General features: G+C 46.4%; 26 protein-coding genes. 4 read left to right on the top strand and 22 right to left on the bottom strand.

The window, feature by feature from the left end; genetic code table 11:
- Positions 1–37 precede the first annotated feature (37 nt).
- From panD to spoVT, 22 genes are all read right to left on the bottom strand, one after another.
- Entirely contained in the window at positions 38–394 is a 357-nt protein-coding gene (panD, locus tag SWOL_RS00580) for an aspartate 1-decarboxylase (protein WP_011639571.1), read from the bottom strand.
- 3 nt (positions 395–397) lie between these two features.
- A complete protein-coding gene (panC, locus tag SWOL_RS00575; RefSeq protein ID WP_011639570.1) occupies positions 398–1246 on the bottom strand; it encodes a pantoate--beta-alanine ligase in 849 nt (282 codons plus the stop codon).
- A 161-nt stretch (positions 1247–1407) separates the two neighbouring features.
- Complete coding sequence (panB, locus tag SWOL_RS00570; RefSeq protein WP_011639569.1) at positions 1408–2238, bottom strand: 3-methyl-2-oxobutanoate hydroxymethyltransferase; 831 nt, start codon at positions 2236–2238, stop codon at positions 1408–1410.
- Between the two features lie 96 nt (positions 2239–2334).
- Positions 2335–3231 (bottom strand): Rossmann-like and DUF2520 domain-containing protein, encoded by an 897-nt coding sequence (locus SWOL_RS00565; protein ID WP_011639568.1) that lies wholly within the window; start codon positions 3229–3231, stop codon positions 2335–2337.
- 122 nt (positions 3232–3353) lie between these two features.
- On the bottom strand, positions 3354–3848 hold the full coding sequence (gene folK, locus SWOL_RS00560) for a 2-amino-4-hydroxy-6-hydroxymethyldihydropteridine diphosphokinase (RefSeq protein WP_011639567.1): 495 nt from the start codon (positions 3846–3848) through the stop codon (positions 3354–3356).
- Positions 3849–3902: 54 nt separating this feature from the next.
- Positions 3903–4274, bottom strand: coding sequence for a dihydroneopterin aldolase (folB, locus tag SWOL_RS00555; protein ID WP_011639566.1), 372 nt, complete (start codon positions 4272–4274; stop codon positions 3903–3905).
- Positions 4267–5505 carry a dihydropteroate synthase gene (gene folP / locus SWOL_RS00550; protein ID WP_011639565.1) on the bottom strand — a complete coding sequence of 413 codons (1239 nt, stop codon included), beginning with the start codon at positions 5503–5505 and terminating at the stop codon, positions 4267–4269. The genes folB and folP overlap by 8 nt, the downstream gene beginning before the upstream one ends.
- 188 nt (positions 5506–5693) lie before the next feature.
- Positions 5694–6218, bottom strand: a complete 525-nt coding sequence (locus tag SWOL_RS00545; RefSeq protein ID WP_011639564.1) for an HD domain-containing protein — start codon at positions 6216–6218, stop codon at positions 5694–5696.
- Positions 6219–6392: 174 nt separating this feature from the next.
- Positions 6393–8192 (bottom strand): ATP-dependent zinc metalloprotease FtsH, encoded by a 1800-nt coding sequence (gene ftsH, locus SWOL_RS00540; RefSeq protein WP_011639563.1) that lies wholly within the window; start codon positions 8190–8192, stop codon positions 6393–6395.
- A 465-nt stretch (positions 8193–8657) separates the two neighbouring features.
- Positions 8658–10022 (bottom strand): tRNA lysidine(34) synthetase TilS, encoded by a 1365-nt coding sequence (tilS, locus tag SWOL_RS00535; protein ID WP_011639562.1) that lies wholly within the window; start codon positions 10020–10022, stop codon positions 8658–8660.
- A gap of 97 nt (positions 10023–10119) precedes the next feature.
- Positions 10120–12594: a stage II sporulation protein E gene (gene spoIIE, locus SWOL_RS00530; RefSeq protein WP_011639561.1), complete on the bottom strand. Its 2475-nt coding sequence runs from the start codon at positions 12592–12594 to the stop codon at positions 10120–10122.
- Positions 12595–13076: 482 nt separating this feature from the next.
- Positions 13077–13958 (bottom strand): formate/nitrite transporter family protein, encoded by an 882-nt coding sequence (locus SWOL_RS00525; RefSeq protein ID WP_011639559.1) that lies wholly within the window; start codon positions 13956–13958, stop codon positions 13077–13079.
- A 407-nt stretch (positions 13959–14365) separates the two neighbouring features.
- Positions 14366–15289: a Ppx/GppA phosphatase family protein gene (locus tag SWOL_RS00520; protein ID WP_207635308.1), complete on the bottom strand. Its 924-nt coding sequence runs from the start codon at positions 15287–15289 to the stop codon at positions 14366–14368.
- Positions 15290–15424: 135 nt separating this feature from the next.
- The gene (locus SWOL_RS00515; RefSeq protein ID WP_011639557.1) at positions 15425–15883 is read right to left on the bottom strand and encodes a S1 RNA-binding domain-containing protein; all 459 of its coding nucleotides are present in this window, start codon (positions 15881–15883) and stop codon (positions 15425–15427) included.
- 80 nt (positions 15884–15963) lie between these two features.
- Positions 15964–16260, bottom strand: a complete 297-nt coding sequence (locus SWOL_RS13345) for an FtsB family cell division protein (RefSeq protein WP_049750067.1) — start codon at positions 16258–16260, stop codon at positions 15964–15966.
- A 154-nt stretch (positions 16261–16414) separates the two neighbouring features.
- Positions 16415–16837: a spore cortex biosynthesis protein YabQ gene (gene yabQ / locus SWOL_RS00500; protein WP_242649379.1), complete on the bottom strand. Its 423-nt coding sequence runs from the start codon at positions 16835–16837 to the stop codon at positions 16415–16417.
- A 44-nt stretch (positions 16838–16881) separates the two neighbouring features.
- Entirely contained in the window at positions 16882–17151 is a 270-nt protein-coding gene (gene yabP / locus SWOL_RS00495; RefSeq protein WP_011639553.1) for a sporulation protein YabP, read from the bottom strand.
- Positions 17152–17333: 182 nt separating this feature from the next.
- On the bottom strand, positions 17334–17576 hold the full coding sequence (locus SWOL_RS00490) for an RNA-binding S4 domain-containing protein (RefSeq protein ID WP_011639552.1): 243 nt from the start codon (positions 17574–17576) through the stop codon (positions 17334–17336).
- Between the two features lies 1 nt (position 17577).
- Complete coding sequence (locus SWOL_RS00485) at positions 17578–17850, bottom strand: HU family DNA-binding protein (protein ID WP_011639551.1); 273 nt, start codon at positions 17848–17850, stop codon at positions 17578–17580.
- 112 nt (positions 17851–17962) lie between these two features.
- Positions 17963–18730, bottom strand: coding sequence for a nucleoside triphosphate pyrophosphohydrolase (gene mazG / locus SWOL_RS00480; RefSeq protein ID WP_011639550.1), 768 nt, complete (start codon positions 18728–18730; stop codon positions 17963–17965).
- Positions 18731–18920: 190 nt separating this feature from the next.
- On the bottom strand, positions 18921–20474 hold the full coding sequence (locus SWOL_RS00475) for a putative polysaccharide biosynthesis protein (RefSeq protein WP_011639549.1): 1554 nt from the start codon (positions 20472–20474) through the stop codon (positions 18921–18923).
- Between the two features lie 470 nt (positions 20475–20944).
- Positions 20945–21505 (bottom strand): stage V sporulation protein T, encoded by a 561-nt coding sequence (gene spoVT / locus SWOL_RS00470; RefSeq protein WP_011639548.1) that lies wholly within the window; start codon positions 21503–21505, stop codon positions 20945–20947.
- 515 nt (positions 21506–22020) lie between these two features.
- On the opposite strand from spoVT, the gene SWOL_RS00465 reads away from it, so the two are divergent.
- The 4 genes from SWOL_RS00465 to SWOL_RS00450 all read left to right on the top strand — a co-directional run bounded on the left by SWOL_RS00465 (position 22021) and on the right by SWOL_RS00450 (position 26315).
- The gene (locus tag SWOL_RS00465) at positions 22021–23175 is read left to right on the top strand and encodes a GerAB/ArcD/ProY family transporter (RefSeq protein ID WP_041427237.1); all 1155 of its coding nucleotides are present in this window, start codon (positions 22021–22023) and stop codon (positions 23173–23175) included.
- A 63-nt stretch (positions 23176–23238) separates the two neighbouring features.
- The gene (locus SWOL_RS00460; protein WP_011639546.1) at positions 23239–24792 is read left to right on the top strand and encodes a spore germination protein; all 1554 of its coding nucleotides are present in this window, start codon (positions 23239–23241) and stop codon (positions 24790–24792) included.
- Between the two features lie 55 nt (positions 24793–24847).
- Positions 24848–26005 (top strand): Ger(x)C family spore germination protein, encoded by a 1158-nt coding sequence (locus tag SWOL_RS00455; protein WP_081424734.1) that lies wholly within the window; start codon positions 24848–24850, stop codon positions 26003–26005.
- 112 nt (positions 26006–26117) lie between these two features.
- Positions 26118–26315, top strand: coding sequence for a hypothetical protein (locus tag SWOL_RS00450; protein WP_011639544.1), 198 nt, complete (start codon positions 26118–26120; stop codon positions 26313–26315).

The raw sequence follows: 26315 nt of genomic DNA, 5'->3' as shown, positions 1-26315 counted from the left end.
TCTAAGCCTCCTATTATCTAAACCATAAAAACGCTGGCTAGCCAAGTTCTTTGATGTTATTATTTCCGTCCATAAAAACCAGTCTGGGTTTGTGGTTGTGGCACTCTTCATCCTGAAGTACGGTATAGGTAAGAATGATTACTACATCCCCTTTTTGTACCAGGCGAGAGGCTGCTCCGTTCAAACAGATTACTTTTGATCCCCGTTCACCTTCGATAACATAGGTGTCAAAACGCGCGCCGTTGTTATTATTTACTATGGTCACTTTTTCATTCTCCAGAATGTCGGCAGCATCCATCAAATCCCTGTCAATGGTAATACTGCCCACATAATTCAGATTAGCATCCGTTACAACCGCGCGATGAATTTTTGATTTGAGCATATGCCGCAGCACCAGTTACACCTCCACAATAAGGTTGTCAATCAACCTAGTCTTGCCAAACTTTACCGCCAGGGCTATCAAAACCTTACCGGCGCAAGTTTGCAGTTCCGACAAATCATTGGCATTATTAATTGCAATGTAGTCGATTGCAGCCCGGGGACAGGCCTTAATCATTTCCTCCATTTTCTGCCGGATTATCCCAATCTCTCTTTCCCCGTTTTTAATCTCTTCTTCCGCCATTTTCAGCGCCCGGTACAATACCAGGGCTTCTGCCCTTTCTTCGGGACTCAGATAGACATTGCGGGAACTCATGGCCAGCCCATCTTTTTCTCTTACGATAGGCACCCGGATAATCTCCAGGGGGAAATTCAATTCCCGCACCATTTTTTCCACAATCATCAATTGCTGGGCATCTTTCTGCCCGAAATAGGCCCGGTCAGGCTGGCAGATATTGAATAATTTGCTTACTACGGTGGTAACTCCTTTGAAATGTCCCGGGCGCGAAGCTCCGCACATTTTCTCGGTTATTTCACCATATACTTCTACGAAAGTCTGAAAGCTGCCGGGATACATATCCCGGATACCGGGGCTGAATAGTGCATCTACTCTTTCTTTTTCCAGGAGAGCGCTGTCCTGCTCCAGATCACGCGGGTATTGCTCAAAATCTTCGCCTGCCCCAAATTGGATGGGGTTGACAAAAATGCTGACCACTACTTTATCACACTGCCGCCGAGCCTCCTTCACGAGGGCCAGGTGGCCCTCGTGAAGATAACCCATGGTAGGAACCAAAGCGATGCTTTGGCCCTGTTTCTTTTGTTCCCGGGCCCATTCTTGCATTTTTGTTATATTCTCAAATACTTGCATAGCCTTTTCCTCATCAAAATTAATAAGAAAAGTGAGGAGTGAGGGGTAAGGGGTGAGTTATTTAACCCCATTATTATATTACAAACCCTTACTAACTCACTTTTCATCGGTAGTTGCGGCCCCCGACCATGGGGATTAGTTAAATACTCGCTCCCGAGAGCTTAGTAGAGTCTATCCAAAACTTCCTCCTTGATGGTGAAGCAGTGTTCCTCCGCCGGGAAGGTTCCGGCTTCCACTTCGGCTTTGTAGTTCTTCAATGCTTCCATTATCAATGGTTCCAGGTTGGCAAATTTCCGGACAAACTTGGGGGTAAATCCCCGGAACATCCCCAGCATATCGTTAATCACCAGAACCTGCCCATCGCAATATGGGCCGGCACCGATGCCGATGGTGGGTACGGATATTTCTTCAGTAACCCGGCGGGCCAGTTCGCTGGGAACACATTCTAAAACGATGCAATAGACTCCAGCCTGGTCCAGAGCTCGGGCATCTTCCACCAGCTTTTTGGCGGTTTCCAGATCTTTGCCCTGAACTTTAAAGCCGCCAAACTGGTGCACCGATTGCGGGGTCAGTCCGATGTGTCCCATAACCGGAATCTGGGCGTCCAGTATGGCTTTAACTGTATCCACTCTTTCACTGCCGCCTTCCAGTTTTACCGCCGAGCAACCGGCTTCCTGTATGAACCTGCCGGCGTTGCGCACGGCTTCCTTTTTCGATATATGGTAGGAGAGAAAAGGCATGTCTCCAACCACCATGGCGTTTTTGCTGGCCCTCACCACCGTTTTGCTGTGGTGAATCATATCATCCATGGTAACGGCCAGGGTGTTATCATAACCCAATACCACATTGCCCAGAGAGTCGCCTACCAGTATCATGTCGATACCGGCTTCATCCACCATTCCCGCCAGGGAATAGTCATAAGCAGTGAGCATGCTTATTTTTTCCTTGCGTTTCTTTTTATCCTTTAAAACTGAAACCGTTACTCTTGCCATATTTCTAACCTCCTTTAGAACCGGAGATCTACAAACACTGCCGGCGTTCCCCCTGCCTCCAGAGGGAGCAAAACCGTCCTTAATGAAAAGAAGAAACTAGCTGGCCGATTCTATCCGGGCCAGTTCACGGAGGAAAAGCTTCTGGAACTCTTCCAAGGACTTTTCATCGATGCTGCCTTTTCCCCGGGCAATCGAGGCGGTATAAAAACCTAACCAGCTATACAGTTTCATCAGCTCCGGTGCCATTTCTTCCATACAATGCAGATGATCCGCCACCGTAGCCAAATCGCCTCGAGCAATGGGGCCGGTCAGGGCTTTGGGTATACCAATATTTTCAATATTTTTAACCGTACCGGATATAAGGGGCAACAAAGCCTTGGCCGCCATGTTCCGGGGTATTCCCGTTGCTTCCAGAAGTTTAATTCCAAAATCGATAATGGTAACCAGGTAATTGGATACCACACAGGCACCGGCATGGTATAAAGGCTTGGCTCTCCGGTCAATGAAAAAATATTCCCCTTCCAGGGCCTCTACTATACGGCCCCCCAGGGCATAAGCTTCCTCATCCCCTTCAATGCTGAAAACTGAACCGGGCAGTATCTCTATAGCCCGGTCGATACTGGCAAAAGCTTGCAGGGGATGCACGGACAAGACCAGGGCACCGAATTCCTTGGCCTGGTCTAGAATCTGCGAAGATTGAGCCCCACTCATGTGCAAAATGATTTGCCCGGGGCGAAAAGCCCTTTTATCAGCAATCTGCCCTACCACACTGGCAATAGCCGTATCGGAGGTTGTAACAAAGATTATATCCGCCGAGTGAGAAACATCTTGAGGTGATGGGTAAGCGGTACAGCCGATCCGTTCCACAAGCTGTTGTGTAGATTCGGATTTAATATCCTGCACACCCGTAATCTCATAGCCCTTGTTTTTGAGTACCACCCCAACAGCGGTTCCTACCACTCCCGCCCCAATAATACCTATCTTTTCTCTCATTAACTAAACCCCCTTTTGGGTACAGGAGAAATCATATCAGTCTTCCGGTAAACAGCTGGGCGTCTTGTTCACAGAGTGATACCAGCGCGGCTGCCATAACCGGGATTTCTGGTGGGAGAACCTTATACTCTCTTGATTTTCTTGTTTCCTTCCCGGGCTAAAACGCTAATCAACACCTCCTTGATTTTGGCTCCATCATCAGGAAAGATGAGTTCTGCATTTACTTCCTGCAAGGGAACCAGTACAAACAAACGCTGCCGCATGAGTGGGTGTGGGACTTTCAATTCCGGAAAATCCAGCACCTCATCTCCAAATAAAAGGATATCCAGGTCTATTATCCGAGGGCCCCATTTTTCCTGACGCTGGCGGCCCATTTTAATTTCAATTTCTTGCAAATCCTGCAACAAGGCCAACGGCTCCAAAGCCGTTTTGATTTCTATTACTTGATTTATAAAATCTTCCTGCTCGGTACGGCCCCAGGGAGCGGTTAAATAAAGGGAGGAACTCTTAACAATTCTGGTTCCTTCCAATTCAGTAATCTTATTCCTGGCAACCGCCAAATTCTCTTGTTTAAGGCCGCAATTTGAGCCTAGTCCTATGTAAACTCTTTTTTTCATGAGGGTTCACCCTAAAAAATATCATATAGTGGGGGGAAGAGCAAGAAAATTTCATCATTTCTCTCTTCTAATTTTTACAGCAAAATAATTAAAGTTTCCTTTCACCGGAGCATCAGGTTTAGATACTTGTACTTCAACTGCCTGCAAAGCGGCAAAGCTATCCAGTAAAGCACGGGCAATCTTCTCGGCCAGGGTTTCCAAAAGATTATATGATTGCTTTTCGACAATATTTTTCACCAGGTGAAATGCTTTATCATAATCAATGGTCAAAGCCAGATCATCCTGCTCAGCCGCCGCCTTTAAATCAAGAAATAGATCCAGGTCCACCAGAAAGCTCTGGGGGCTTTCTTTTTCCGCTGCCAGTACGCCGTGGCAGGCTTTAAACTCCAGACCCTGGGCCATTATCTTATCCACTTTCTTATCCATTTTCCCGTATCACCGCATCCGTCATCATAGCTACCCGCTTGCTCTCCCGGACATCATGCACCCGCACTATATCCGCGGCATTCATTATGGCCATGGCTACCACCGCCAGGCTGCCCTCCAGGCGCTGCCCCACTTCCAGCTCCAATGTTTGGCCGATAAATGTTTTCCGGGAAGCCCCTATCAATAGAGGTTGTCCCAGGCTTTTGAATTCCTCCAGCCTTTTTATCAGCAAGCGGTTTTGGGCCAGGTTTTTGCCAAAACCCAGTCCGGGGTCAATTATTATTTTATTCCGGCCCAGTCCGGCTTCCTGCGCCATTTCTATGGACTGGCCCAGTTCTTTTATAATATCACTTATAAGATCCTGGTAGTGCATAAGGTCCTGGGTAACTTTTTCGGCATCGATTACCTGTCCGGATTCATCCCGGAGCTGCATGCGGTTGTGCATCAGTATCACCGGGGCCTGCTTCTCTGCCAGGACAGGCAAGAGACCGGGGTCAAGCTGCAAGCGTCCGATATCATTTATTAAATGAACGCCTTCATCGAGGCAGGCTCTGGCCACCCCGGCCCGGAAGGTATCCAGGGAAAGGATAAAACCCTCGCGGGAGAGGCTTTTTACTACCGGCAGGACGCGCCGCAGTTCTTCCGCCTCGTCTATCATTTGGGACTGGGGACGGGAGGAGGCTCCTCCGATGTCAATAATATCGGCCCCTTCTTCTCGCATCTCCCGGGCTCGCTCCACCGCCTGGCCGGTTTCCATATAGCGGCCTCCGTCGGAAAAGGAATCCGGGGTAATATTAAGTATCCCCATAATTAAAGTTCGCTGGCCCAAAGGCAATTCTTTGCCATGAGCCAGCGCTATAGTCCGCTCGCCTGCTTGCAGGTTATCCAGTATTGCTTGAATTTCGGCGGCAATCTTTTTCAAGCCAAAAGGCTGCTTCTTCAGCTTTTCCAGCAGCAGGCCGTAATGTTTTAGGGTTCCCAGCAACAATATATCAGTAGTCCCTTCCAAATACAGCGCCTCTCGCTTTACGGCGGCTTCGCCTCCTTTGGCCAGCATTTCCTGCTTGATGATATTGGCTGCTATACAAGGTATCTCTTTCAGTTTAATACAGCGAAAAACAGCCTTCGGCAATAGATAGACAAAGGCTGCGGAATCAACCGCTATTTCCTGCAGAAGCCGCTGGGCTTCCCGGCGGTCATGTATTAATACGGCATGGTGCCCCTGCTGCATCAAGGCTTCCTCCCCGTGATATATTAGTAAGTAAGGAGTTAGAGGTAAGGGATTTAAGTTGTTTCCTACTACATCTTACTATTCAAGCCCCTACTAACTCACTTTTCATCATTGGTTGTGGCCCCTGGCTTCGTACTTGTTGCTTCCCCTGTTTTCATCGGTGGTTGTGGCCCCCGGGCCATAGGAAATCAGTATTCAAAATTACTGATGGTAAGCTCCTTATTTTTAAACTTGGGGCATTGTTCGTTATATTCACAGTTGCGGCAGACCCGGGACAGGTTGTCGGCCCGGTGCAGCCTCTCGCCTAGAAAGCTCATATCCTGCCTAATGTTGCGATGTTCATAAACTGCCCGGCTGATCAAGTCTATTTCCAGGGGATTGAAATGAGCGCGGGGCAGGATTTCCCGAGCCAGGCGGGAGCCGAAGGAGGCGTGGTCAATTCCGGTTCTATATTCCTGCCATTTACCGATATCATGCAACAAACCGGCGGCATATATCACTTCTTTCCCCGCTAGCTTACCACTTAGACCACTTTCTTTAACGAAATAAGCCAAAAGGTTCTGTTCCAGTATTAAAATGTAGGCTATCCGGGCAACATTGAGGTGGTGCTGGAAATCGTGCTGGCAAAATTTGGGTTCAAGCTCTTCTTCGTGATTGCGGCGCATATATTCGGTATAAAACTCGTCATTTATCAGTAGTTCTACTCTCTTCAATTATTTTCACCCCCTGAGCAGTTTTACTGTTGACTGGTATTAGTTATATTAAACATATTAGTAAAAAATCCTTCCCTTTTATGGGGAAAATTTGCCTTTGGGTGATTTTTCAGGGGAAACCCCAGGCAGGCGGCATGGGGACGGTTCTTTTGCCTGCAGCTAGTGTTTTTGTCCTCAGGCCTGGCTCATTATTTCTTCGAATTCTTCGCCTTCCATGGTTTCCTGTTCTATCAAGCGGGCAGCTACCTGGTGCAGTTTATCCATATTTTCCTGCAGTATTTTTTCGGCCTTCTTGTAACTGCTTTCCATATAGTGGCTGGCTTCTTTATCTATAGCATAGGCAATGGCGTCAGAATAGTTGCGATCCCGGGAAATATCCCGTCCCAAGAAGACTTCTTCACTTTTATGACCGAAGGTAAGCGGCCCTAATTCTTCCGACATGCCGAATTCGGTTATCATCTTGCGTACTATACCGCTGGCCCTTTCCAGGTCATTCTGGGCTCCGGTGCTGATGTCATTTAGTACCAGAGCTTCGGCCACCCGCCCGCCCAGGAGGGTGGTAACCTCGTCCAACAGGTAGGATTTGGTGATGTAATTGCGGTCTTCTTCCGGCAGCAAGAGGGTATATCCCCCGGCCCGCCCCCGCGGAATAATCGAGATTTTATGCAATTTGTCCGTATGAGGCAGGAAATAACTTACTAGCGCATGCCCGCCTTCATGATAAGCCACCAGTCGTTTTTCTTTTTCGGAGATAACCCGGCTTTTCTTTTCCGGGCCGGCCAGTACTCTTTCGATGGATTCCTCCAGTTCTTCCATACCGATTTTATTCTTGTTGCGGCGAGCGGTGAGCAAGGCGGCCTCATTGACCATATTGGCCAGGTCAGCTCCGGTAAAACCGGGAGTGCGCTTGGCTAATATTTCCATGTTAATGTTATCATCCAGGGGTTTATTCTGGACATGAACCCCTAGTATGGCTTCTCTGCCTTTAACATCAGGTTTATCTATCAATATATGCCGGTCAAATCTTCCTGGCCGCAAGAGCGCCGGGTCCAGTATGTCCGGGCGATTGGTGGAAGCCATGACAATAATGGCTTCACCGGTACTGAATCCATCCATCTCCACCAGCAATTGGTTCAAGGTCTGTTCTCTTTCATCATGTCCACCGCCCAGACCAGCTCCCCGCTGGCGTCCAACGGCATCAATTTCATCAATGAAGACTATACAGGGGGCGTTTTTCTTAGCCTGTTCGAAGAGGTCGCGGACTCGGGCTGCACCTACGCCAACAAACATCTCCACAAAGTCGGAACCGCTGATGGAGAAGAAAGGTACTCCGGCTTCGCCGGCCACGGCCTTGGCCATCAGGGTTTTCCCCGTTCCGGGAGCGCCGTAAAGCAGAACCCCACGGGGAATCTTGGCTCCGATTTGAATAAATTTCTGCGGGTTTTTCAGGAATTCTACTACTTCCTGCATTTCCTCTTTGGCCTCTTCCGCTCCGGCCACATCCTTAAAGGATACTTTTACATCCTCTCCGCTCATCAAGCGGGCTTTGCTTTTGCCGAATTGCATAACCCGGCCTCCGCCACCCTGGGTCTGGTTCATAATGAAGAGCAGGAAGACCACCAGAATAATTATGGGAAATAGCGTAGTAAGCAAGGTCATCCATATGGAAGGGGGCGGCACGGGTTGGGTAGTGTAATCTACCTTCTTTTCCCGCAATAACTTGATAATGTCAGATTCCTTGGAAACCGTGGCAGTAAATTTGCTGTTATTTTTTAACTCTCCGCTAAGGTTATAAACCAACTCGGCTACTTCTACACGAACCGCCTTCACCTGACCCTGTTCCACCATCTGGTAGAATTGCGGCTCGCTGAGTTCCTTGATTTCTATATCCGAGCGGCTTACCATTTTCATGGCAAAGAGAGCCAGGAGTACTATAAGAATATATAGTGCGATGTTTTTTAGAGCTCTATCCAAAATACTTCCTCCCCATAAAAACCTGGAGAATTTGCGTCATATTGTAGCATACTAAGCCTTTCTTTTCAATTACGCCTGAAGCGGCAAAATTTATGAGCGGCTGCAAAATGGCATACTTACTATTTGCAAAAAGTTATTTATATTCATTGGCTTGTATAAATATACCGCTCAGCTCCCTTTATGGCGACCGTAGGGAGCATCAGTTGTACCCGCAGGGTGCGTCCTTAATAGCAACCGAAGGCTGTGTAGGGAACGACCCTCGTGTCGTTCCGAATCAGGCGTAACAAGCTAATAGCGACCGCAGGGTGAGGGGTACAACCACCAATGAAAATGTGCTGGCCTTATATAGGGGGGCCGTTTCTAACGCAGATCAACGCAGATTTAATATGATTTTTCTTTTATTATTTTGTGAATCATAAAAATCAGAGTCCTTCAGCGTCTAAAAATCTACTTCTTATTGATTAATCATGTGTTTTCCTTTCTAATTATCAGTATTCTACAGCTCTCTGCATCTACTTCAGCCAGGCGGGATACTCGATAACCAACTATGGCATATACAGTTTCCCCTGAAGTCAACAAGGGAACCCGGTCTCTTTGCTCTAGGGGCAGCTTGATATCTATAAAATAATCTTTTACTTTCTTGCTGCCCTTCATTCCCGAAGGCTGAAAACGGTCTCCGGGCTGGCGCGAGCGTAAGACCAAAGGCTGTTTAAGTTTATCATAATCCAGGCAAGAAGATAAGCCCGGTTGAAAAGTTACCGGCTGGCCCAGCTCTATAATATAGCTTTCTCCGGTTTCGGGAATACTAAGCCTTCCCGGGACGGAAATCGGATAGCAAAAACTTCCTTCTCGCAAGGGCCGGTTCGTGAAGTGCAATTCCTGGTAAACGCTGCTGACCCGAAGGCCTTGTTTTAGCTGAATATATTTGGAGGAACCGCTTTGGTCAAGTAAGCGGAGTATTCTTTGTACATCCTTGAGCTCCCAACCGCTTTCACCTCGGAGACGAGCCAAAGCTTCTAGAATAAGCCGTTTTTGCAGAGCCGGGTGCTCCTCACCCAGGGCTTTCTTGTCCAAAACTATTACACCGGGTTCCTGCCAGAGTAACAGCTTATCCCAGGAGAAATGAAGCTGTTTTTCCAAATAATCATTCTCATCGCGGGCAATCCCGGCCAGTTGGTTCAGGCTTTCCATAATGCGGGGGTTGTAGGCCTTTTGCAGGTAGGGTATGAGTTCACAGCGAATACGATTACGCAAAAATTTCAAATCATTATTACTCTGATCCAGGCAATAGGGGATTTGGTTTTCATCCAGGTAATGAATAATTTCGGCCTTGGACAAGGCTAATAGGGGGCGAAGCAGTTGGCCTTTCCGGGGCATAATTCCACGCAGCCCTTTAAGCCCGCTTCCCCGGAGTAGGTGCAGCAGGACGGTTTCCGCCTGGTCATCCTGGTGATGGGCAGTGGCAATATAATCAGCCTGGAGTTCCTCCAATTGCTCAAAAAAATACCGGTAACGGCAATCCCGCCCGGCTTCTTCCAGGGTCTTTTTCTCCTGAAGGGCCAGGGCCCGGATATCGGCTTGCCGGGAATAGAAATCTATTCCCCAATTACGACAGTGCTCGCGGACAAACTCCTCTTCCGCAGCGGCTTCCGGTCGCAATCCATGATTGAGATGAAGGACTGCCAGGCCTAAATCCATTTCCGTTGTTAATTTATGCATAATATGAAGCAGAGCCATGGAATCCGGTCCACCGGAAACACCCAGCAAAACCTTTTTCCCGGGCTCCAGCAGCTTTTCTTCCCAGATATATTCTCTAACTTTGCGCAGCATTATCTTTCTCCACCATTAAGAAATCTCCTAGTCTAATGCTACCCAAGTTTCCCCCTTTGTCAAACCATGATATCAGGTGCAAAAAGCGATAAAATATTCACTGCAATTCTACGCGAAGACAGATTACAGTCATATCATCGGCGGGTTTTCCTTTGCACATGCCCAGGGCTTTATTCATAATCATTTCTGCCAAGAGTTGTGGGTCGCTTTCGTCCACCTGGCTTAAAAAGTCTATTATCCAGGTTTCATTAAACTGCCGAGACACCTCCAGAACTCCGTCACTTACCATGACCAGAATATCCCGGGGGCAGAGGCTGTGTCTTTCGCTTACTACATCTACATTCTCCAATATTCCTATGGGCAGGGAGTGGGCGCTTATCATCCCCACCTTTTTATCTCTTTTTATATAGGAGGGCGCACTGCCCACTTTGATGAAATCGGCATCCCCGCTATAGAGATCAACCATGATCATATCCAGGGTGGCAAAGCTCTCCTGGGCTGAACGAAGGAGCAATACAGTATTTATAGTGTTTAGCGCTACATCGCGCTGGAAGCCGCTTTCCAAAAGATTTTCCAGCAGTCTTACTGTAGCCTGGCTATCACCGCAGGCTTTCTCCCCCACCCCCATTCCATCACTGAGGGCTATTAATTCTTTGCCTTCTTTAAGACTGGCTATGGTAAAGCTATCACCGCAAACCGCTTCCTTACCCACTTGCACCACCCCGCTGTTTATCTTGTAGCTGCAAGCTCGGCTCATGGTAAATTTGCACTGTCCCCAGGCCCGGAAACGGGGACAGGTTTTTTCACAAACCTCCATCCTTTCTCCCAGGATGTTGGAGAAAGCGGGAGCAATAATATTTTGGCAAAATTCCCCTTCGCGACAAGGATCGGCCACTACATTCAGCAATAATTGCCCGTTACTGCGCAGAGGAGTCATTTCTTTTATTTTAAGACCTTGTTGTTTGCTTTCTCTCAATAACTGTTCTCTGAGCTCCAGGTCAAATTCAGCTTTTACATCAATTTCCTGAGCCAGGTTTTTAATCAGCTGGCTGACCCCTTTGAGCTGGGTAGCCACCAATTCCCGGGATTCGCAAAGTTTGTCAGACCAGTACTCGTTCAAGAGCAGGCGATCAAAGAGGTAGTTTATAGTGCTTATCATTTCCCGGGCATAAAGGCAACGCCGTTTAAAATCGCGGGGGGCTTTTTCATAGCTGAGCTCAGCTTTTTCCACAATAGAGAATAGTTCCAAAATCTGCTGGGAGCTATGGTAAGAATCCCGGCCCCAGCAGATATCATAGCGCGAGCATTTCTCACAAAAGTTTTGCGAAACCTGTTCATAAAGGTAATTAAGATAGGCTACCTGGTTGTTTTTTCTTTTCACTTCCATTTCCCCGCTAAAACTGCTGCTCAGCTCTTCAAAAACTGCTGCCAGGTTTTGGATGCGGGTGCGAGTACTTTCCTCCAGCTGCTTGTCAATTATTTCACCTTGCTCCCTGAGGCGACTGCTCAAGGGCCCCAGGGCTTGCAGGGGCATTTTATCCTGCAATGACTCCGGCAGGAGGAAAAATAAGAGGCTAGCTATGGCTGTTTCCCATATCCCCAGAACGGTGGCCTGAGTTTCCGGTATAAACATGGACAGAGCCATAGTTCCCAGCATGAAGCCCAAAACAATGCCCAGGCGGCCCAGATTTCTAAACAGCCCGGCAAGAAGACCGGAAACAGCATACATACCCAGGCTCTGGGCAAAAATGCTAGAAGAAATAGAAGGAATGATTCCCGTCATTACTCCTACTATGGTTCCCCCGCCACTGCCCCACAATAGAGCTGCCAGCATTATTCCCAGTCGGCAGATTATGCTGCTGACACTTAAGCCCGCTATCTCAATATTATTTAAACCCATGACCAGGCCTATGCCCAGAACTAAAAAGGCGGCAAACTCCTCAAAATTCAAACTGGCTAGAGCTTTCCTCTGGGCTATGGCTTCATGGGCAACCATAAAAACGAAGCCAAGAACGCCGGCTATCACCGCTTCAAAAACCACTACCATTTCAGCATATAAGGTAAATTCTCCCCCCAGGAGAAAAAGGCTCTTGCATACAAATAGCACAGAAATGCTGACTAGAGGCAGCATCCACCAGGCTCTTTCCGGCGATATTTTCAGCCGGTTTAGCACTGCCAGCAATATAACTAAACTAATTATACTGCTGCCTAAAGCAAAACCATGCAATACACTGGCCAAACCCAGGCTGGCAAATGCCAACAATAGAAAGGCCCGGCCTTTCTCATTTCTGCCGAAAACAGCCAGATAGGCGTAAACAAAGGGGAGCAAATCGCCCAGAACGAAAGCCCGGGACAAAATCAACGCTCCCACCGCCAAGAGCAGGTTTTCCAGGTTTAGCAGCGAGTGAAGAACAGTGGAACCTTCTTTTCTTATAAAATCTCTTAAATAAGCTTGTCCCCTTCCTGATCTTTCTTTAAAATTCTGCATCCACTCATGCTTTTTGCCCCGGGGTCTATTGCCTGCTTTCTCAGCCACTCTCTGATAAGGATAAATCTCCGTTTTCCCCAGCATTTTATCCCCCATCTCCGAACTTCTAATTTAGCTTTAGATAATTATGGCTTGTTTAAAGCCTTGTCCACCTATTATAAGCAAGAGATGCTGGTAAATTTTGTAATTTGTGGGCGACTGCCTGTTTTTTCTTTATACAAAATCTGCTGGGAAAATGCTATCTTTGCTATTTTCCCTGAGCTTTTTGGGACACGGGGACAGGTTCCTTGTCCCAGAAACTGATCGCTCTTCTTACTAACCCCCATGGCCACAACCTTAATAGTGACACCCGCAGGGTGGAGCACCAGGAGTACCCGCAGGGTGAGGGCCACAACCATTGATGAAAAGTGGGTTAGGTGAGCAAAAAAAAAGGAGACCCGATTTCGGAACCTCCTCTGCTAAATAGCATCATATTAGCCAGCTATGAAATCATAGCTAATTTATCCATACAGGGTATGCAAAATAAAACATTCAGCCCATCCAAGGATGAGTTGTACGGGAAAAAACTATTTTTTCAAATAAATAAACCAGTAGAACATAGCTACAAATATAGAGCCACCTACGATGTTCCCCAATGTTACCGGAATCAGATTGGCAGTGATAAAATTGCCATAGGTGAAGAAAGCAGTTACCTGATCCGCAGTCATATTAAAAACTGAAACTGCCGTTCCATCAGCCCCTACCTTGGTGGCAGCTGCTACCAGTTCGGGGTTGTTCTGAGCAATGGTAATTCCCATGGGAATAAAGAACATGTTGGCAACACTATGCTCAAATCCACTGGATACGAAAGCCATAATGGGGAAGAAGATACCGAAGATCTTCCCGATAATTTCCTTGGAAGCAAGGGCCACCCATACGGCCAGGCAAACCAACCAGTTACAACCAATGGCCCGGAAAAATGCTTGCCCCCAGGTTAACGACAATTTAGCTTTGGCAATGCCCAGGGCCTTTATTCCATGGGCACTGATTGCGGTGGCAACAGCACCATCACCCCAGAATCCACCATAAAAAATGATGTATACTAGCAATACTGAACCTACAAAGTTGGCCAGAAAAACAACCACCCAGTTGTAGAGCAGTCCGCCCCAGGAGGATTGTCCATTCAAAGAGGAAATACAACAGAACATACAGTTACCGGTAAATAATTCGGAACCAGCAATAACAACCAACATCAGGCCTACGGAGAAGACTGCTCCAAATAGGAACTGTCCGCCCGAGGTATCTGAGGCTGCCATCGAGCCTATCTTGGTAGCCAGGTTAGCTCCAAATCCAATATATACGCCGGCCAGGATTCCCAAAACAAACATTTTAATAATTGGTAATTCACATTTTGCTTTTCCAGCATTAGCTGTAGCCACTGCAATTTCGGCAGGAGTCAGAAAATTCATTAGCTCATTCACTCTCCCTTTGTTTTTTTGATTCTCGTACATAGCAAATAGATACCAAATTCTCAAGTATTTTTACCGTTATAGCAAAATACCCTCTGTAGAACGCTGGAATTGATGAAGATGTCCCAGCAAGAATCAAGATTATATTCCGGAACCTGTAAAACCCGACCGGAATATAATTTTCTCTTGTGCTTCGTTCTTCCCTCCTTCCTTTTTGTTCCCAGTAACTGTTAAGTTCCTCGAACAGTTACTTTTAACAATACTCAAGTATGCTTCTCTCTCGTCTACCATACCCGAGTTTATTGCCCTGAAGAATACTCCCAACCTTTCCTTTTCTACAAAAAATGATAAAAACCTGCGCAGAAAAATTAATTATTTATATTTGTTATGTTAATCATAAAATTTCATTATGCCAAGCTCCAAATAACCCCTTCCAGCAGGTCACTTTCGCTAACAGTGATTTCTCCTTTTTCTAATATATCCATTAATAGCAAGACTATCCGGGTTCCCCAGGGAATAATATCGGCTCGTTCCGGCTGCAAACCCGGCAAACGCCGGCGAAGATTCAGGGGCATTCTTTCCAGCATGTTATAGATATCCGCAATTTCCTCTCGCTTTAAAAGCTGCCCGTGAACCAGACTGGGATCGTATTGCAACAGGGAGTGTTTAATAGCTACCAGAGTGGTTGCAGTTCCCCCAACCATAACCAGCGGATGGGGAGCAAGGTCGTTTTTATGAAAGGCCAGGGGGGACATCACGGCGTTTATTTCAGTTATTTTCAGGTTCTGCTCCATAGCCCTTACTGCTCCTAGAGGAAGGGATAAGAAGATAGGTTCTGCTCCTTCTAGAATCAATTCCAGGCTTCCCCCACCCAAATCCGCTACCAATGGTGACTCCAAATAGGGTAATCCCCGGCTTACCCCCAGGTAGCTCAGCCGAGCTTCTTCCTCGCTACTTATTACCTGAATCTGCATCGCGGTTTTTTTCCAGGCGCTCCGCAGAAATTCTTCCTGGTTTTCCGCTTCGCGCAAGGCACTGGTGGCTACCACCCGGTAACATTCTACTGCCATTTCTTCAACGATATTTTTGAAAGCCTCCAAACAATATATGTTCCGTTCTATAACATCCTCTTGGATATGAATAGCGTTTTTGAGGCCTTCCCCTACCCGGGTAGTCCTGGTTTCACGATGAAGTGACCGCAATCCTTCCGGGCTGATATCAGCTATCAGTAAACGGCAGGAATTGGTTCCAATATCTATAGCCGCACAACGCAATAAGTCTAACTCCTTTTCATCAAATAAGACTTGCTTCAGGTGGAGTTTTAACTCCACCTGAAGCTTAGCCGCACTTATCCAGGGACTAACTCGCTCTTACTCCCGCCTATAGGGGCGGGAGTCTTAGAGCGAGTTAGTCATCGGATAAAAAAGCACTTCCTACGGGAAGTGCTTCCTGTTATCTGCTAAATATTAATTAAAGCGGTTACGCTTCCTGGGTTCCATTTTATTCTTAAGTGGCTGCATTCTCTCATCACTTTCTTTAAGAAACTTGGCAATCTTGTCATCCAGACTTATCGGGGTAGCAGTGTTGTCTTTACCTACAGAGCTATTACTATAGCGGTTGCCTGCAACACGGCTGCTCCGGTAATTCCTCTCGAAAGCTTTGGGTTCACTTTTCGGGGGAGGGGATACCTGCTTTATCGAAAGCCCAATCTTTTTCCCCGCAACATTAAGTACCTTAACCTTGACACTTTCGCCTTCTTTGATAAAATCCTTAACATCTTTTACATAGGTGTCGGCTATCTCGGAGATGTGAACCAGCCCAACCACACCTCCTGGAAGTTCAATAAATGCTCCAAACTTGGTGATTCCCTGCACCTTTCCTTCCATTATGCTGCCAGGTACAATATTAGTTTGTTCAGTAGGCATAAAGCTAAAGAGCCCCCTCAAAATATACTATTTCAATTGTATAAAATGCCCATGCAGTAGTCAACAGCAAAGGGGGTTAATTATGGTCTTTCTTCTTTGAGGGGAATAATAATTTTCTCTCCTTTTTTTACCATACCCAATTGCTCGCGAGCGATTTTCTCAATCGCAACTACGCTATCCATCTCTTTTAGTCTGGCTTTTAGTTCCTGGTTCTTCATTTCCAATTCTTTTTTTTCCTGCTCCAGCCTGTATCGTTGCCCATTCATTTGGTAAATGATTTTGAGTTTGGGAGCAACTATCATAAGCATAAGGCCACATAAGACTCCGACAAGCATGAATCTCCATATACCCTTGCGTTCCAGCTTATTCTTCGCCATCCTCTTCTTCTCCTTTAAAAAGGCCCAGTGTATCTCCGGGAAGTATAATTACTACTTCATAACCCTTGGACCGTGCCCGGTTAAATAGAGTAGCTACGGACAATTTTATTATTCGGGGTACAATGGCTAAATTCCTGCCCGGGAAAAATATTTTTTAATTCCCACTATCACCCGGGGGCGGAGTTTTACCTTTGTCTTTTTGGGCTTTCCAGTAGCAGAAGAGGTGCAAAAAAGGGCTTCTAATAGCTCGGGCCAGCCCGGAAGAAAACTCTACACTTCCCTGGGCAGCTCGAGAAAGGATAGGGGTCATGTACCGCGACAGATAACGGAAATAGATAGCGATCCCACAGGCCAGGGCCAGGAGAACATAGAGCCGCATTTCCGCTCCGTTTATCAGCAGAAGAAAAGCAAAAACAATTAAAAGGAGAATAACCCACAATATCAAATCGATTAAATATAGCCAATACCTGCCTATCCTGGCTTTTCTAACGGTTAAGTGATAATAATGAAAAAGACCGCCGCTGAATATGCCCAGTATCAGGGTCAGGAAAAAGGCTTTTAGCTGGCCCAAAAGCACGGACAAAAGGCACTCCCCCTCCATGCTGCATTAATGGTTACTAATTATTTGAGCAAGCGGTTGATAATACTTTTTCCTTTAGCCTTGATATCGGTACCGGGAGCCTTGTACTCGATAATGTCTATATTGCCTTCCAGGGCCACCCGGCCTTGCTCCAGGTTCAGGGTGCCAATATGCAAGTCCTGGCCAATTATGTAGATGTTACCCTGTTCGCTTTCAAGAATTATTTTTTCTTCATCAAAATTATTAACATTTTTAATTCCGGTAAGTTCCATATTCCTGCGGTTGCTCAATTTAATGGAATGTTCCGCCATTTAGCCCGCCTCCTTATATAATGGTCCATATATAATGGTCTATGAAAAAATATGCGGGCCAGGGTAAATTTATTCCTCTAATGGTTGGGTCTGACGAAGAGACGGGGTTAGGCTGACAAAAAGGACGGGGTTGTTGACGCATTCGCAATCGAATGTGTCAACAACCCCGTCCCCCTATCTTTTTATTCAATAATTCGGTACAGATTCCCGGCATCTGCTGCCTTTATATTTTCCTTAATATCCAGAACCTCATAAACAACCGTTTTCTCTCCCATACGCAGGGTAATTATATCCCCAATTTTGACTTCACTAGATGGCTTGGCTACCCTGCCATTTAGCAAGACCCTCTCGCTCTCAGCAAAATCCTTGGCCAGGGTTCGCCGCTTAATTATTCGTGATACTTTTAGATACTTGTCCAAACGCATTTTAAACCAGAGCGTCTTTTAGGGCTTTGCCTGCTTTAAAGGCAGGAACTTTAGTGGCCGGGATGTTAATTTCCTCGCCGGTTTGTGGATTTCTTCCCTTCCTGGCCTGTCTGGCTCTAACTTCAAAAGTGCCAAAGCCTATTAATTGAACTTTATCGTCCTCTTTTAAAACCCCTTCTACCGTATCGAAGAAAGCATTGACCACTTTCTCCACATCTTTTTTGGTCATCCCAGTTTTTGCTGCTACCTGACCTACTAATTCCGTCTTATTCAAGAAGCTATCCCTCCTCTTTTGTATTTGGCATATTGTGGCTATTCGCCGCCTCTTTACAATTTCCTTCTTCTTGAGAAAAAATCTTGTATTTATAGGGCAACTTTCTGGAATATCATAAACCTTTAGTCTTGGCTTCGTCCCAAATTTGATCTAATTCCTCCAGTCCATAATCGGCAAAATCCTTCCCTTCCGCCTTTATCTTTTTTTCAATGTAATTAAAACGGGCGGTAAACTTGTCATTGCAGGATTGCAGGGCTTCTTCCGGGTCTATGTTTTTAAGGCGGGCTACATTTACCAGGGCAAAAAACACATCCCCCATTTCTTCTTTAATCTCTTCCGGCTTAGTAGCGGCTACGAGTTCCTCTACTTCCTCCTTGAATTTTTCCAGGGCTCCTTCTACCCCGGGCCAGTCAAAACCTACCCGGGCAGCTTTTTCTTGCATTTTTTCCGCCCGCATCAAGGCCGGTAAGAAAATTGGAATACCCTCCAGCAGATATTTCTTGCCTTCTTTTTTCTTAAAACTTTCCCAATGAACCATAACCTCATCACTGCTTTTCAAGTCCATATGGCTGAATACATGAGGATGGCGGGCAATCATTTTTTTCTTGACTGTATCAGCCACTCCGGCAAAATCGAAATGGCCCTCCCTTTCCGCCAGGGCGGCATGGAATACCACTTGCAATAGTAAGTCTCCCAATTCCTCCCTTAATTTATGCATATCCTGCATTTTGATAGCTTCAATTACCTCATAGCTTTCCTCAATCAGATATCTCTGCAGGGATTCATGGGTCTGTTCACGATCCCAGGGACAGCCATCAGGTGCCAGAAGCCGATCCATTACTTCCAGCAGTGCCTCTATTGCTTGTCCGCTTTTACTCAAAATCTCACCTCCAACCCATCGCCAGGATAGGATTTCTAAAACCATTGTTTAACCATTGTTTAACCATTGTTTAACTATTGTTTAACCATTGTTTAACTATTGTTTAACCATTGTTTAACTATTGTTTAACTATTGTTTAACCATTGTTTAACTATTGTTTAACCATTGTTTAACCATTGTTTAACCATTGTTAATCTCGGCCGCTTATGCGCTTCAACATATTTATATCCAATTCTCTAATTAGGAATAGCAGTATTCCGTAGAGCAAAACTCCCAGGGATATAGCAATCAGGGTGGCCAGATGCGATCTTATATCGGCTGCCACCAGGGTTGTATAGGAGAATTGTACGGCTAGGCCCATCAAAACCGTAATCAGGCTTATCTTCAACATTCGACCCTTTTCATAGCTGATCCCGGTAAGCTTTCTTAGATAAATAATGTTGAGAAAAGAACCGATAAGGAAGGCCAGCACGGTTCCAATGGCGGCTCCCTTAATGTTCAGCATCGGAATACCGGTAAGGCTGTAGTTGAAGATAACCTTAAAAACACCGGTTATAACCAGGTTGCGCATGGCAATCTGCGGCTTGCCTATACCTTGCAGACCGGCACTGGATAGTTGGAAAGCAGCTAGAACTATGCAGGAGAAAGCCAGGGGTTCAAGGGGTAGCCCGGCTGACGGGGTGGCATAGAGCAAATCGCAAATCGGAAAGGCCAGAACATAAAGCCCGGCAGCACAGGGAAGAGAAATAATCATTCCAGCCCGGAAGCCATAATTTAAACGATCATTTAAAAGTTTACGCTCGTTGCGGGCCAGGGCTTCCGATACTGCCGGTACCAGGCTGGTGGCTATGGAAATGGTAAATATGGTGGGAAGGCTGATTAAGACAGCGGCCATTCCCGCCAGTTCACCATAGAGGGCGGTAGCCTGAGAAGTGGCATAACCGGTGGCCATCAAGCGCCCGGGGACGATAATGGCGTCCAACATCTGTACCAGGGGAAGTACCACCGCTCCAAAGGAAACCGGGATGGCCAGGCGCACCATTTCCTGGCCCAGTTCTACAGAAGTGCTTCCTGAATAGGCCAGCATTTCTCCGGAGCGCCTTTGTGCTTTGCGGAAAGAATAATAATAGCCGAGCAGGACCAGCAGCCCTATTATGCCCCCTACTACCGCACCAAAGGTGGCTCCTGCCGCCGCATATTCCAGACCGCGGGGGAAAAGCAAAAAAGCCAGGATTAAGACCGCCGTAACCCGAAATAATTGTTCTATAACCTGGGAAACCGCTGTGGGGATCATGGATTGATGTCCCTGGAAATAACCTCGGAAAACCGACATCAAACCAGCGAAGAATATGGCCGGAGCCACGGCCAGAATAGGATAATAGGCCCGGGGTTCTTTTAATACCGAATTGGCTATAAAGGAGGCCGATTGCATAACCAGCAGGGTAAGTAAGAATCCAAAAACCAGTAGTATCAAAAGGGATACCCGGAAGATCTTCCGGCTGTCGCCGGAATAGCCCTGGGTTTCTTTACGTGAGACTAGCACTGATATGGCTACGGGAACTCCGGCGGTGGCCAGGGAAAGAATAGTGGTATAGATGGGGTAGGCCATTTGATACAGCCCCATTCCTTCACCGCCAATCAAGCGGGCCAGGGGAATACGATAAATTGCTCCCATTATTTTGCTGATGGCTCCAGCAATACTGAGAACCATGGCCCCTTTTAGAAAGTTTTGCTTCTCTTGCATCTATACCCTCCCTGTTTCATGAGCTTTATTATAACACAGTGCATATTGGCAGAATTAGCATACAAAATTTAAATTTGATTCTACTTCAACTCACTTTTCATCGGTGGTTGTGGCCCCTGGGCCATGGGTTGTTAATAAGAAAATAAGATTTAGACGCAGAAGGACGCTGACCCTTCGGGCGCAGATTAACGCTGATAGTTATAAGAAAACAATCTGCGAAAATCTTAATAAATCATTGTAAATCAGCGTCAAAAAAAATCCAATCCTTATTGTTTCTGTTTTCATTGGTGGTTGTGGCCCCTGGGCCATGGGGGGTTAGGTAGAAAAGTAAGGGGTGAGGTATTCAATTTATTTCCTACTACATCTTACTGTTCAAACACCTACTAACCCACTTCGCTGGTTGTGGCTGTCCTCAGCAAAAAAAAGCGATCTTGCTTAATCAAGACCGCTTCTTGCTTGAATCCTATGAATTACTGCTCCATCTGTTTGGCCAGGAATCCGGCGGCGGTTTCCGCCAGCTTTACTTCCATATCCCCCATCTTAACGGCTTCCTTGCTTACTATGATAACGGCGCCGATGGGATCCCCTTGAGTTATTATCGGAGCAATTACTTGTGCTTTGATGGTATATTCCCGGTCATCATTCTGAATAACATGCAGGTTGTCGTCATCTGGAGCATCCAGGTCATTCATGATCAGGGTGCTTCTTTCATCAATAGCCCTCTCCACCGCTTTGCCGATAGCTTTACTTAGGAACTCTCTTTTATTGGCTCCGGCTACGGCAATAATCACATCCCGGTCAGCTATCATAGAGATATGACCAATGGTCTCGTTTAGCGAGTCCGCATACTCTTTAGCAAAATCCCCTAGCTCTCCTATGGGTGAATATTTCTTTAAAATAACCTCACCTTCACGGTCAACGAAAATTTCCAGAGGGTCTCCCTCGCGAATGCGTAATGTTCTGCGAATTTCCTTGGGAATAACAACCCTTCCCAGGTCGTCAATGCGGCGTACAATTCCGGTTGCTTTCAATTTACTCTATCCCTCCTTTTCAAGAGTTATTTGGATTCTTAATTTCTTTTTCATTGATAGTATATAACTCAAAATACCCTTTTATTCACTTTTTACCATCAAGCTGCGAAAAAATTGCGTGCAAAGTTTTCCCTATGAGTTATAAAAAGTTTCTGCTGCCATATTTAACATTGATTCTATTGCGAAAAGTTATTAATATTCATTGGCTTGTATAAATATACTGCTCAGTATACCCATAATATCAATCGCAGGATATGTAGGGAACGACCCCCGTGTCGTTCCGAATCAGGCGCAACAACCTTAATAGCGACTGCAAGGCATTGTAAGGGCGGTCTTCGACCGCCCGCTTTCACCTTCAGTAGTTACCCGCAGAATGATTTACGCTGAAACTATCTTATAAAATCTTAGTTAATCAGCGTTAAAAAAATTCGCCTTTGTTGCTTTCCCTATTTTCATCCCCTTGACACTGACACTGAGTATCATCTCGTTATATTAACTGCCATAGTGGTTAAACTATGAAGAAGAAAGATGGGGAGCTGTTTTTTGTGTTTAGAATCAGCCATTTTCAACTATACTGCATACTACTGCTGCTGGTAGGGCCGGTTGCTTTCCTAGAAACGCCCAATATATTAATAATTCACCTGGGCTGCAATGCTTGGCTGGCGGCGATTGGCGCCATCGTACCAGGTATATTACTGGCAGCTATGTTCCAATACATTATTAAAAAGAGCAGCCAGCCCTTTCCCCTGCTCCTGGAAGAACACCTGGGGAAAATATTGGGGAAAATATTGGGATTCTTATACATCCTGGCCTTTCTCCTGGCCAGCAGTTTTACCCTGCGCCTTTTTGTGGATTTCATAGTAACCAATGTCCTGCCTCAAACCCCGATCAGCGTGTTTATCGGAGTACTCTTGCTGGTAGGCTTTGTGGCTATTAAAAGCGGGCTGGAAAACCTGGCCCGCTGCTGTGAACTGGTTGTCATCCTGGGATTACCCTTTGCTTTTCTCATTTTTCTAGCAGCCATTATAGAGAACTGGAACCCGGGGAATCTTCTTCCTTTCGCCCGTATGGATTTAACTTCTTTTAGCCTGGGGCTATCATCCTGCAGTTATGTCCTGGGTAAGATGCTCCCGGTATTAAGCCTGGCCTTTTTTTGTCCCCGCCAGAAAAAGATCCGCCAGGTCATGCTTCTGGTAATCTTTAGCTATGTGGCTCTCATGTTAGCTACCACCCTGGCCACGCTGATGACGCTGGATACAACCATGTCCAACATTGCTACTTTCCCTACTTTCTCTACCATCCGTTTGTTACATATTGCTGACTTTATCCAAAATATAGATATTGTCTTTATCGGTATCTGGATACTGGGCGTATTCGGCTCGGTCAGCATCCCCTGGTTTATGGCTTGCTATACCACCCAGCAGCTTTTCGCTTTAAAAGATTACCGCTTTTTAGCTGCTCCTTCTTCTCTCATCATTGGCGTTTTTTCCATATTGATGAGCAAAAACATTATGGAACTCCTGGCAGTCAGCATGCATATTATTCCACTGCTGTATTCCTTTGCCTTTATACTGCTTCCTTTTTTGCTCTTTCTCTTAACCCTTTTTAAAGCTTATCCTGAATCCGAAACATTAGCTGAGCCTGAAGCAAAAGCAGAAAGTTCTGCATAATTTGCCTCTTTTTCGTTTAAGCTAGAAAAATGGAATCAAGATGAATATTTTTGGGGGATAAGAATGCGCTTTATTAAAAGCAAGAAACCAGAAAAAATAGACATCCCTCCCGGCGAACTGGTAGAGCAAGCCCTTTCCCCGGTCTTACAGGATAACCGGGAAAAACTAAAGACCTTGCTTACGGGCTGTTCCGATGTGGTAATGCGGGATTTTATGCTCGCGAGTCATTCCCCCATCCCGGGCTTGCTGCTCTATTTTGACGGGCTGGTGGATAAAGAACAAGTAGCTCTTCATCTCTTGCAGCCACTGTTGACGGAACAGGGCGGAGATAGCTCAGAAAATTTATCCCCGGATGAGATGTTAAAGCGGGTTCAATACCGCATCCTCTCCATCAGCGAAGTCAAGACCTTGAGCAATATTGAAGAGTTGCTGCATCACATCAGTTCCGGGGATACAGTATTATTAATAGACGGTTGTTCCTCGGGGTTGGTGGCGGGTACCCGCTCCTGGCAGAGCCGGGGTATACAAACCCCGGAAAACGAGATTACCATTTTTGGTCCCAAAGAGGGTCTCTCTGAAACCCTGCGCTTTAATACCGCTTTATTACGGCGCCGGATTAAGTCCACCAATTTCAAAATTGAAAATATGGTCATTGGCCAGCTAAGTAAAACTGATGTAGCCCTATTTTATATTGAACATATTGCCCCCCGCTCTATGGTAGATGAACTGAAAAAGCGCCTTCAAGCTATAGATATAGATGCTGTCCTTGATCCCCGTTACTTGGTCGAGTTTGTGGCTGATGAGAAAAGAAGTATTTTCACCCAGGAACAGTATACGGAAAAACCAGACCGGCTCTGCGGTTATCTTCTCGAAGGCCGGATAGCTATTATGGTTGACGGCTCGCCCATGGCCCTTATCGTACCGGTTTCCTTCTTGGAGCATTTGATATCCCCGGAAGACTATTATATTAACTATATAGCCGCATCTTTGTTTCGTCTCCTGCGTCTGGGGGCTTTTGCTATAGCTCTCTTGCTGCCGTCATTGTATGTGGCCGTTATAACCTACCACCATGAAATGATTCCCACCCCATTGTTATTGACCCTGGCCGCCACCCGGCAGGGAGTACCTTTTCCGGCTTTTGTAGAGGCGCTTTTACTGGACCTGACCTTTGAGCTTTTGCGCGAGGCCGGACTGCGCCTGCCCCGTGCGGTGGGCCCGGCGGTCAGTATAGTAGGGGCATTGATAATCGGTGATGCTGCAGTAAGGGCAGGCCTGGTTTCCACTCCCATGGTGGTGATAATTGCCGCTACCGGTATTGCTTCTTTCGCTTCCCCCTCGTATAATGCCGGAATTATTATCCGCATCGTCCGTTTCGGTTTTCTGATAGCTTCCGGTCTCCTGGGATTCCTGGGAATAATGATCGCTCTTATCCTGTTGTTTGTCCGGATGACCTCCCTATCCTCCCTGGGCCTGCCTTACCTGGCACCCGTGGCCCCGTTTAACTGGCAACAGCTCGGTGATATCTTGATCCGCCGCCCCTGGTTTAATACTAAGAAACGCCCTTATCTGGAAGGGATGGAAAACCAGTGGCGTCAGGGAAAAAGTACGGGAGGGTAGTTAGCGTGAAAAATACTTTTTCATTACTATTTGTATCGCCAGCGGTAGCGGCGATATGGAGGTTAAAATGAAGAAATCATTCTTGCTTCTATTTTTGTTGCTGCTTGGCTTCAACCCCGGTTGTGGGGTAACCGAATTGGACAAAGCCTCAATTCCTCTGGGCCTGGGGGTTGATGTGGATGGTGAGCAAATAGTGGTGAGTACTGAACTGGCCAGTCCCATAAGTCCTGAACAAATAGAATCCTCTTCCGGTCCGGACTTTTATGTAATTTCGGGGCGGGGCCCAACCGTAGTGGAAGCGGCCCGCAAAATAACACTGCAAATACCGCGCAATCCCTTGTGGAGTCACACCAATACCATGATAATTGGAGAAAAGCTGGCCCGTCAGGATATGGCCCTTTTTATGGATTTTTTATCCCGTAATCGTTATGTGCGTAAAAACATCCCGGTATTTGTAAGCAGCCAAAGTACTCCGGAAGAAATTCTATCAGTAAAACCGCCTATCGAGCCTCATCCTTCCATAGCCATCAAAAATATCCTGAGCTTACAGGAAAAGCAATTGGGAATTTATGTGCCTATCGACCTTAAAGAAATGGAATTCCGTTTCCTTAGCCCAGGGATTGAACCCCTGGTCCCCCAAGTTAGTATTCTGGAGAGTGATACGGGTAAGCGGCTGCGTCTGGAGGGGGCGGCCGTTTTCCGGGGCCGGAAAATGGTTGGTTCCTTCAACGAAATGGAAAGCCGGGGCTACCGCTGGATGAGCCCACGGAGGATTCAAGGCGGTCTTTTCCTGGTACCCTCCCCGCTTCATTCCGGAAAGCAAATTAGCCTGGAATTGTCCCGCTCCCAAGCCCAAATTACCCCGAAGCTGCAAGAGGGAGCCATAATTATACAGATTAAAATAAAGGCAGAGGGGAATTTCTATGAGCAAAACGAAGTTGGGGAATTGTTTACCAGAGAAAGATTTCGAGGGATTGAGGAACTGGCCAATCAGGAAATCAAGCGGCAGATCCTCCTTGCTATTAATAAGGCCCAGGAATTGAATAGTGATGTTTTTGGCTGGGGCCAGATGATAAAACAGAATTATCCCCAACAATGGGAGAAGATGGAGGGTAATTGGGACGAGCTTTTTCCCACGGTGGGTAAACAGATAAAGGTAGATTTTTCCTTAAGGCGCAGTTATTTAGCCGACAGATCCTTTAAGTTCCAGTAGCCTTTGGTAATTAGGGGTGAAGAGTAGTCACTCCTCACTTTCTTACCGGACTTAAAAAAACAGCTAGACAGCTTATCAGGTACATATTAATGACAGGGGTTGGTAAGATTCTATGGTATGGCTGTTGTTTGCGATTTATTTTGCCATAATCTATATCGAAGTTCCCGGGCTGCTTCGGGGAAAAATGTATCGGGAGCTGGGCCTGTTTACTGCGGTTCTGGCTCTGGGAATTTACCTTTCCCTCAGCCAGTTTTACGGCTGGCCGCTGTTCAATCCTTTTGCACCCTGGATTGAGGTTCTTATGCCTTGA

The sequence above is a fragment of the Syntrophomonas wolfei subsp. wolfei str. Goettingen G311 genome (genome assembly GCF_000014725.1).
Lineage (GTDB): Bacteria > Bacillota > Syntrophomonadia > Syntrophomonadales > Syntrophomonadaceae > Syntrophomonas > Syntrophomonas wolfei.
The sequence above is the reverse complement of the archived record's forward strand: the minus strand, read 5'-3'. Positions and strand labels throughout refer to the sequence as shown.

Excerpts from the sequence above, each read along its gene's own strand:
- folP (WP_011639565.1), bottom strand. The coding sequence starts at position 5,505 with ATGCAGCAGGGGCACCATGCCGTATTAATACATGACCGCCGGGAAGCC.
- SWOL_RS13345 (WP_049750067.1), bottom strand. The coding sequence starts at position 16,260 with ATGGCGAAGAATAAGCTGGAACGCAAGGGTATATGGAGATTCATGCTT.
- SWOL_RS00525 (WP_011639559.1), bottom strand. The coding sequence starts at position 13,958 with ATGAATTTTCTGACTCCTGCCGAAATTGCAGTGGCTACAGCTAATGCT.
- tilS (WP_011639562.1), bottom strand. The coding sequence starts at position 10,022 with ATGCTGCGCAAAGTTAGAGAATATATCTGGGAAGAAAAGCTGCTGGAG.
- SWOL_RS00465 (WP_041427237.1), top strand. The coding sequence starts at position 22,021 with ATGAAGAAGAAAGATGGGGAGCTGTTTTTTGTGTTTAGAATCAGCCAT.
- SWOL_RS00565 (WP_011639568.1), bottom strand. The coding sequence starts at position 3,231 with ATGAGAGAAAAGATAGGTATTATTGGGGCGGGAGTGGTAGGAACCGCT.
- SWOL_RS00460 (WP_011639546.1), top strand. The coding sequence starts at position 23,239 with ATGCGCTTTATTAAAAGCAAGAAACCAGAAAAAATAGACATCCCTCCC.
- spoIIE (WP_011639561.1), bottom strand. The coding sequence starts at position 12,594 with ATGCTGGGGAAAACGGAGATTTATCCTTATCAGAGAGTGGCTGAGAAA.
- panC (WP_011639570.1), bottom strand. The coding sequence starts at position 1,246 with ATGCAAGTATTTGAGAATATAACAAAAATGCAAGAATGGGCCCGGGAA.
- SWOL_RS00490 (WP_011639552.1), bottom strand. The coding sequence starts at position 17,576 with ATGCGTTTGGACAAGTATCTAAAAGTATCACGAATAATTAAGCGGCGA.
- SWOL_RS00515 (WP_011639557.1), bottom strand. The coding sequence starts at position 15,883 with ATGCCTACTGAACAAACTAATATTGTACCTGGCAGCATAATGGAAGGA.
- SWOL_RS00455 (WP_081424734.1), top strand. The coding sequence starts at position 24,848 with ATGGAGGTTAAAATGAAGAAATCATTCTTGCTTCTATTTTTGTTGCTG.
- folB (WP_011639566.1), bottom strand. The coding sequence starts at position 4,274 with ATGGATAAGAAAGTGGATAAGATAATGGCCCAGGGTCTGGAGTTTAAA.
- SWOL_RS00450 (WP_011639544.1), top strand. The coding sequence starts at position 26,118 with ATGGTATGGCTGTTGTTTGCGATTTATTTTGCCATAATCTATATCGAA.
- panB (WP_011639569.1), bottom strand. The coding sequence starts at position 2,238 with ATGGCAAGAGTAACGGTTTCAGTTTTAAAGGATAAAAAGAAACGCAAG.
- SWOL_RS00475 (WP_011639549.1), bottom strand. The coding sequence starts at position 20,474 with ATGCAAGAGAAGCAAAACTTTCTAAAAGGGGCCATGGTTCTCAGTATT.
- yabP (WP_011639553.1), bottom strand. The coding sequence starts at position 17,151 with ATGGCGGAACATTCCATTAAATTGAGCAACCGCAGGAATATGGAACTT.
- folK (WP_011639567.1), bottom strand. The coding sequence starts at position 3,848 with ATGAAAAAAAGAGTTTACATAGGACTAGGCTCAAATTGCGGCCTTAAA.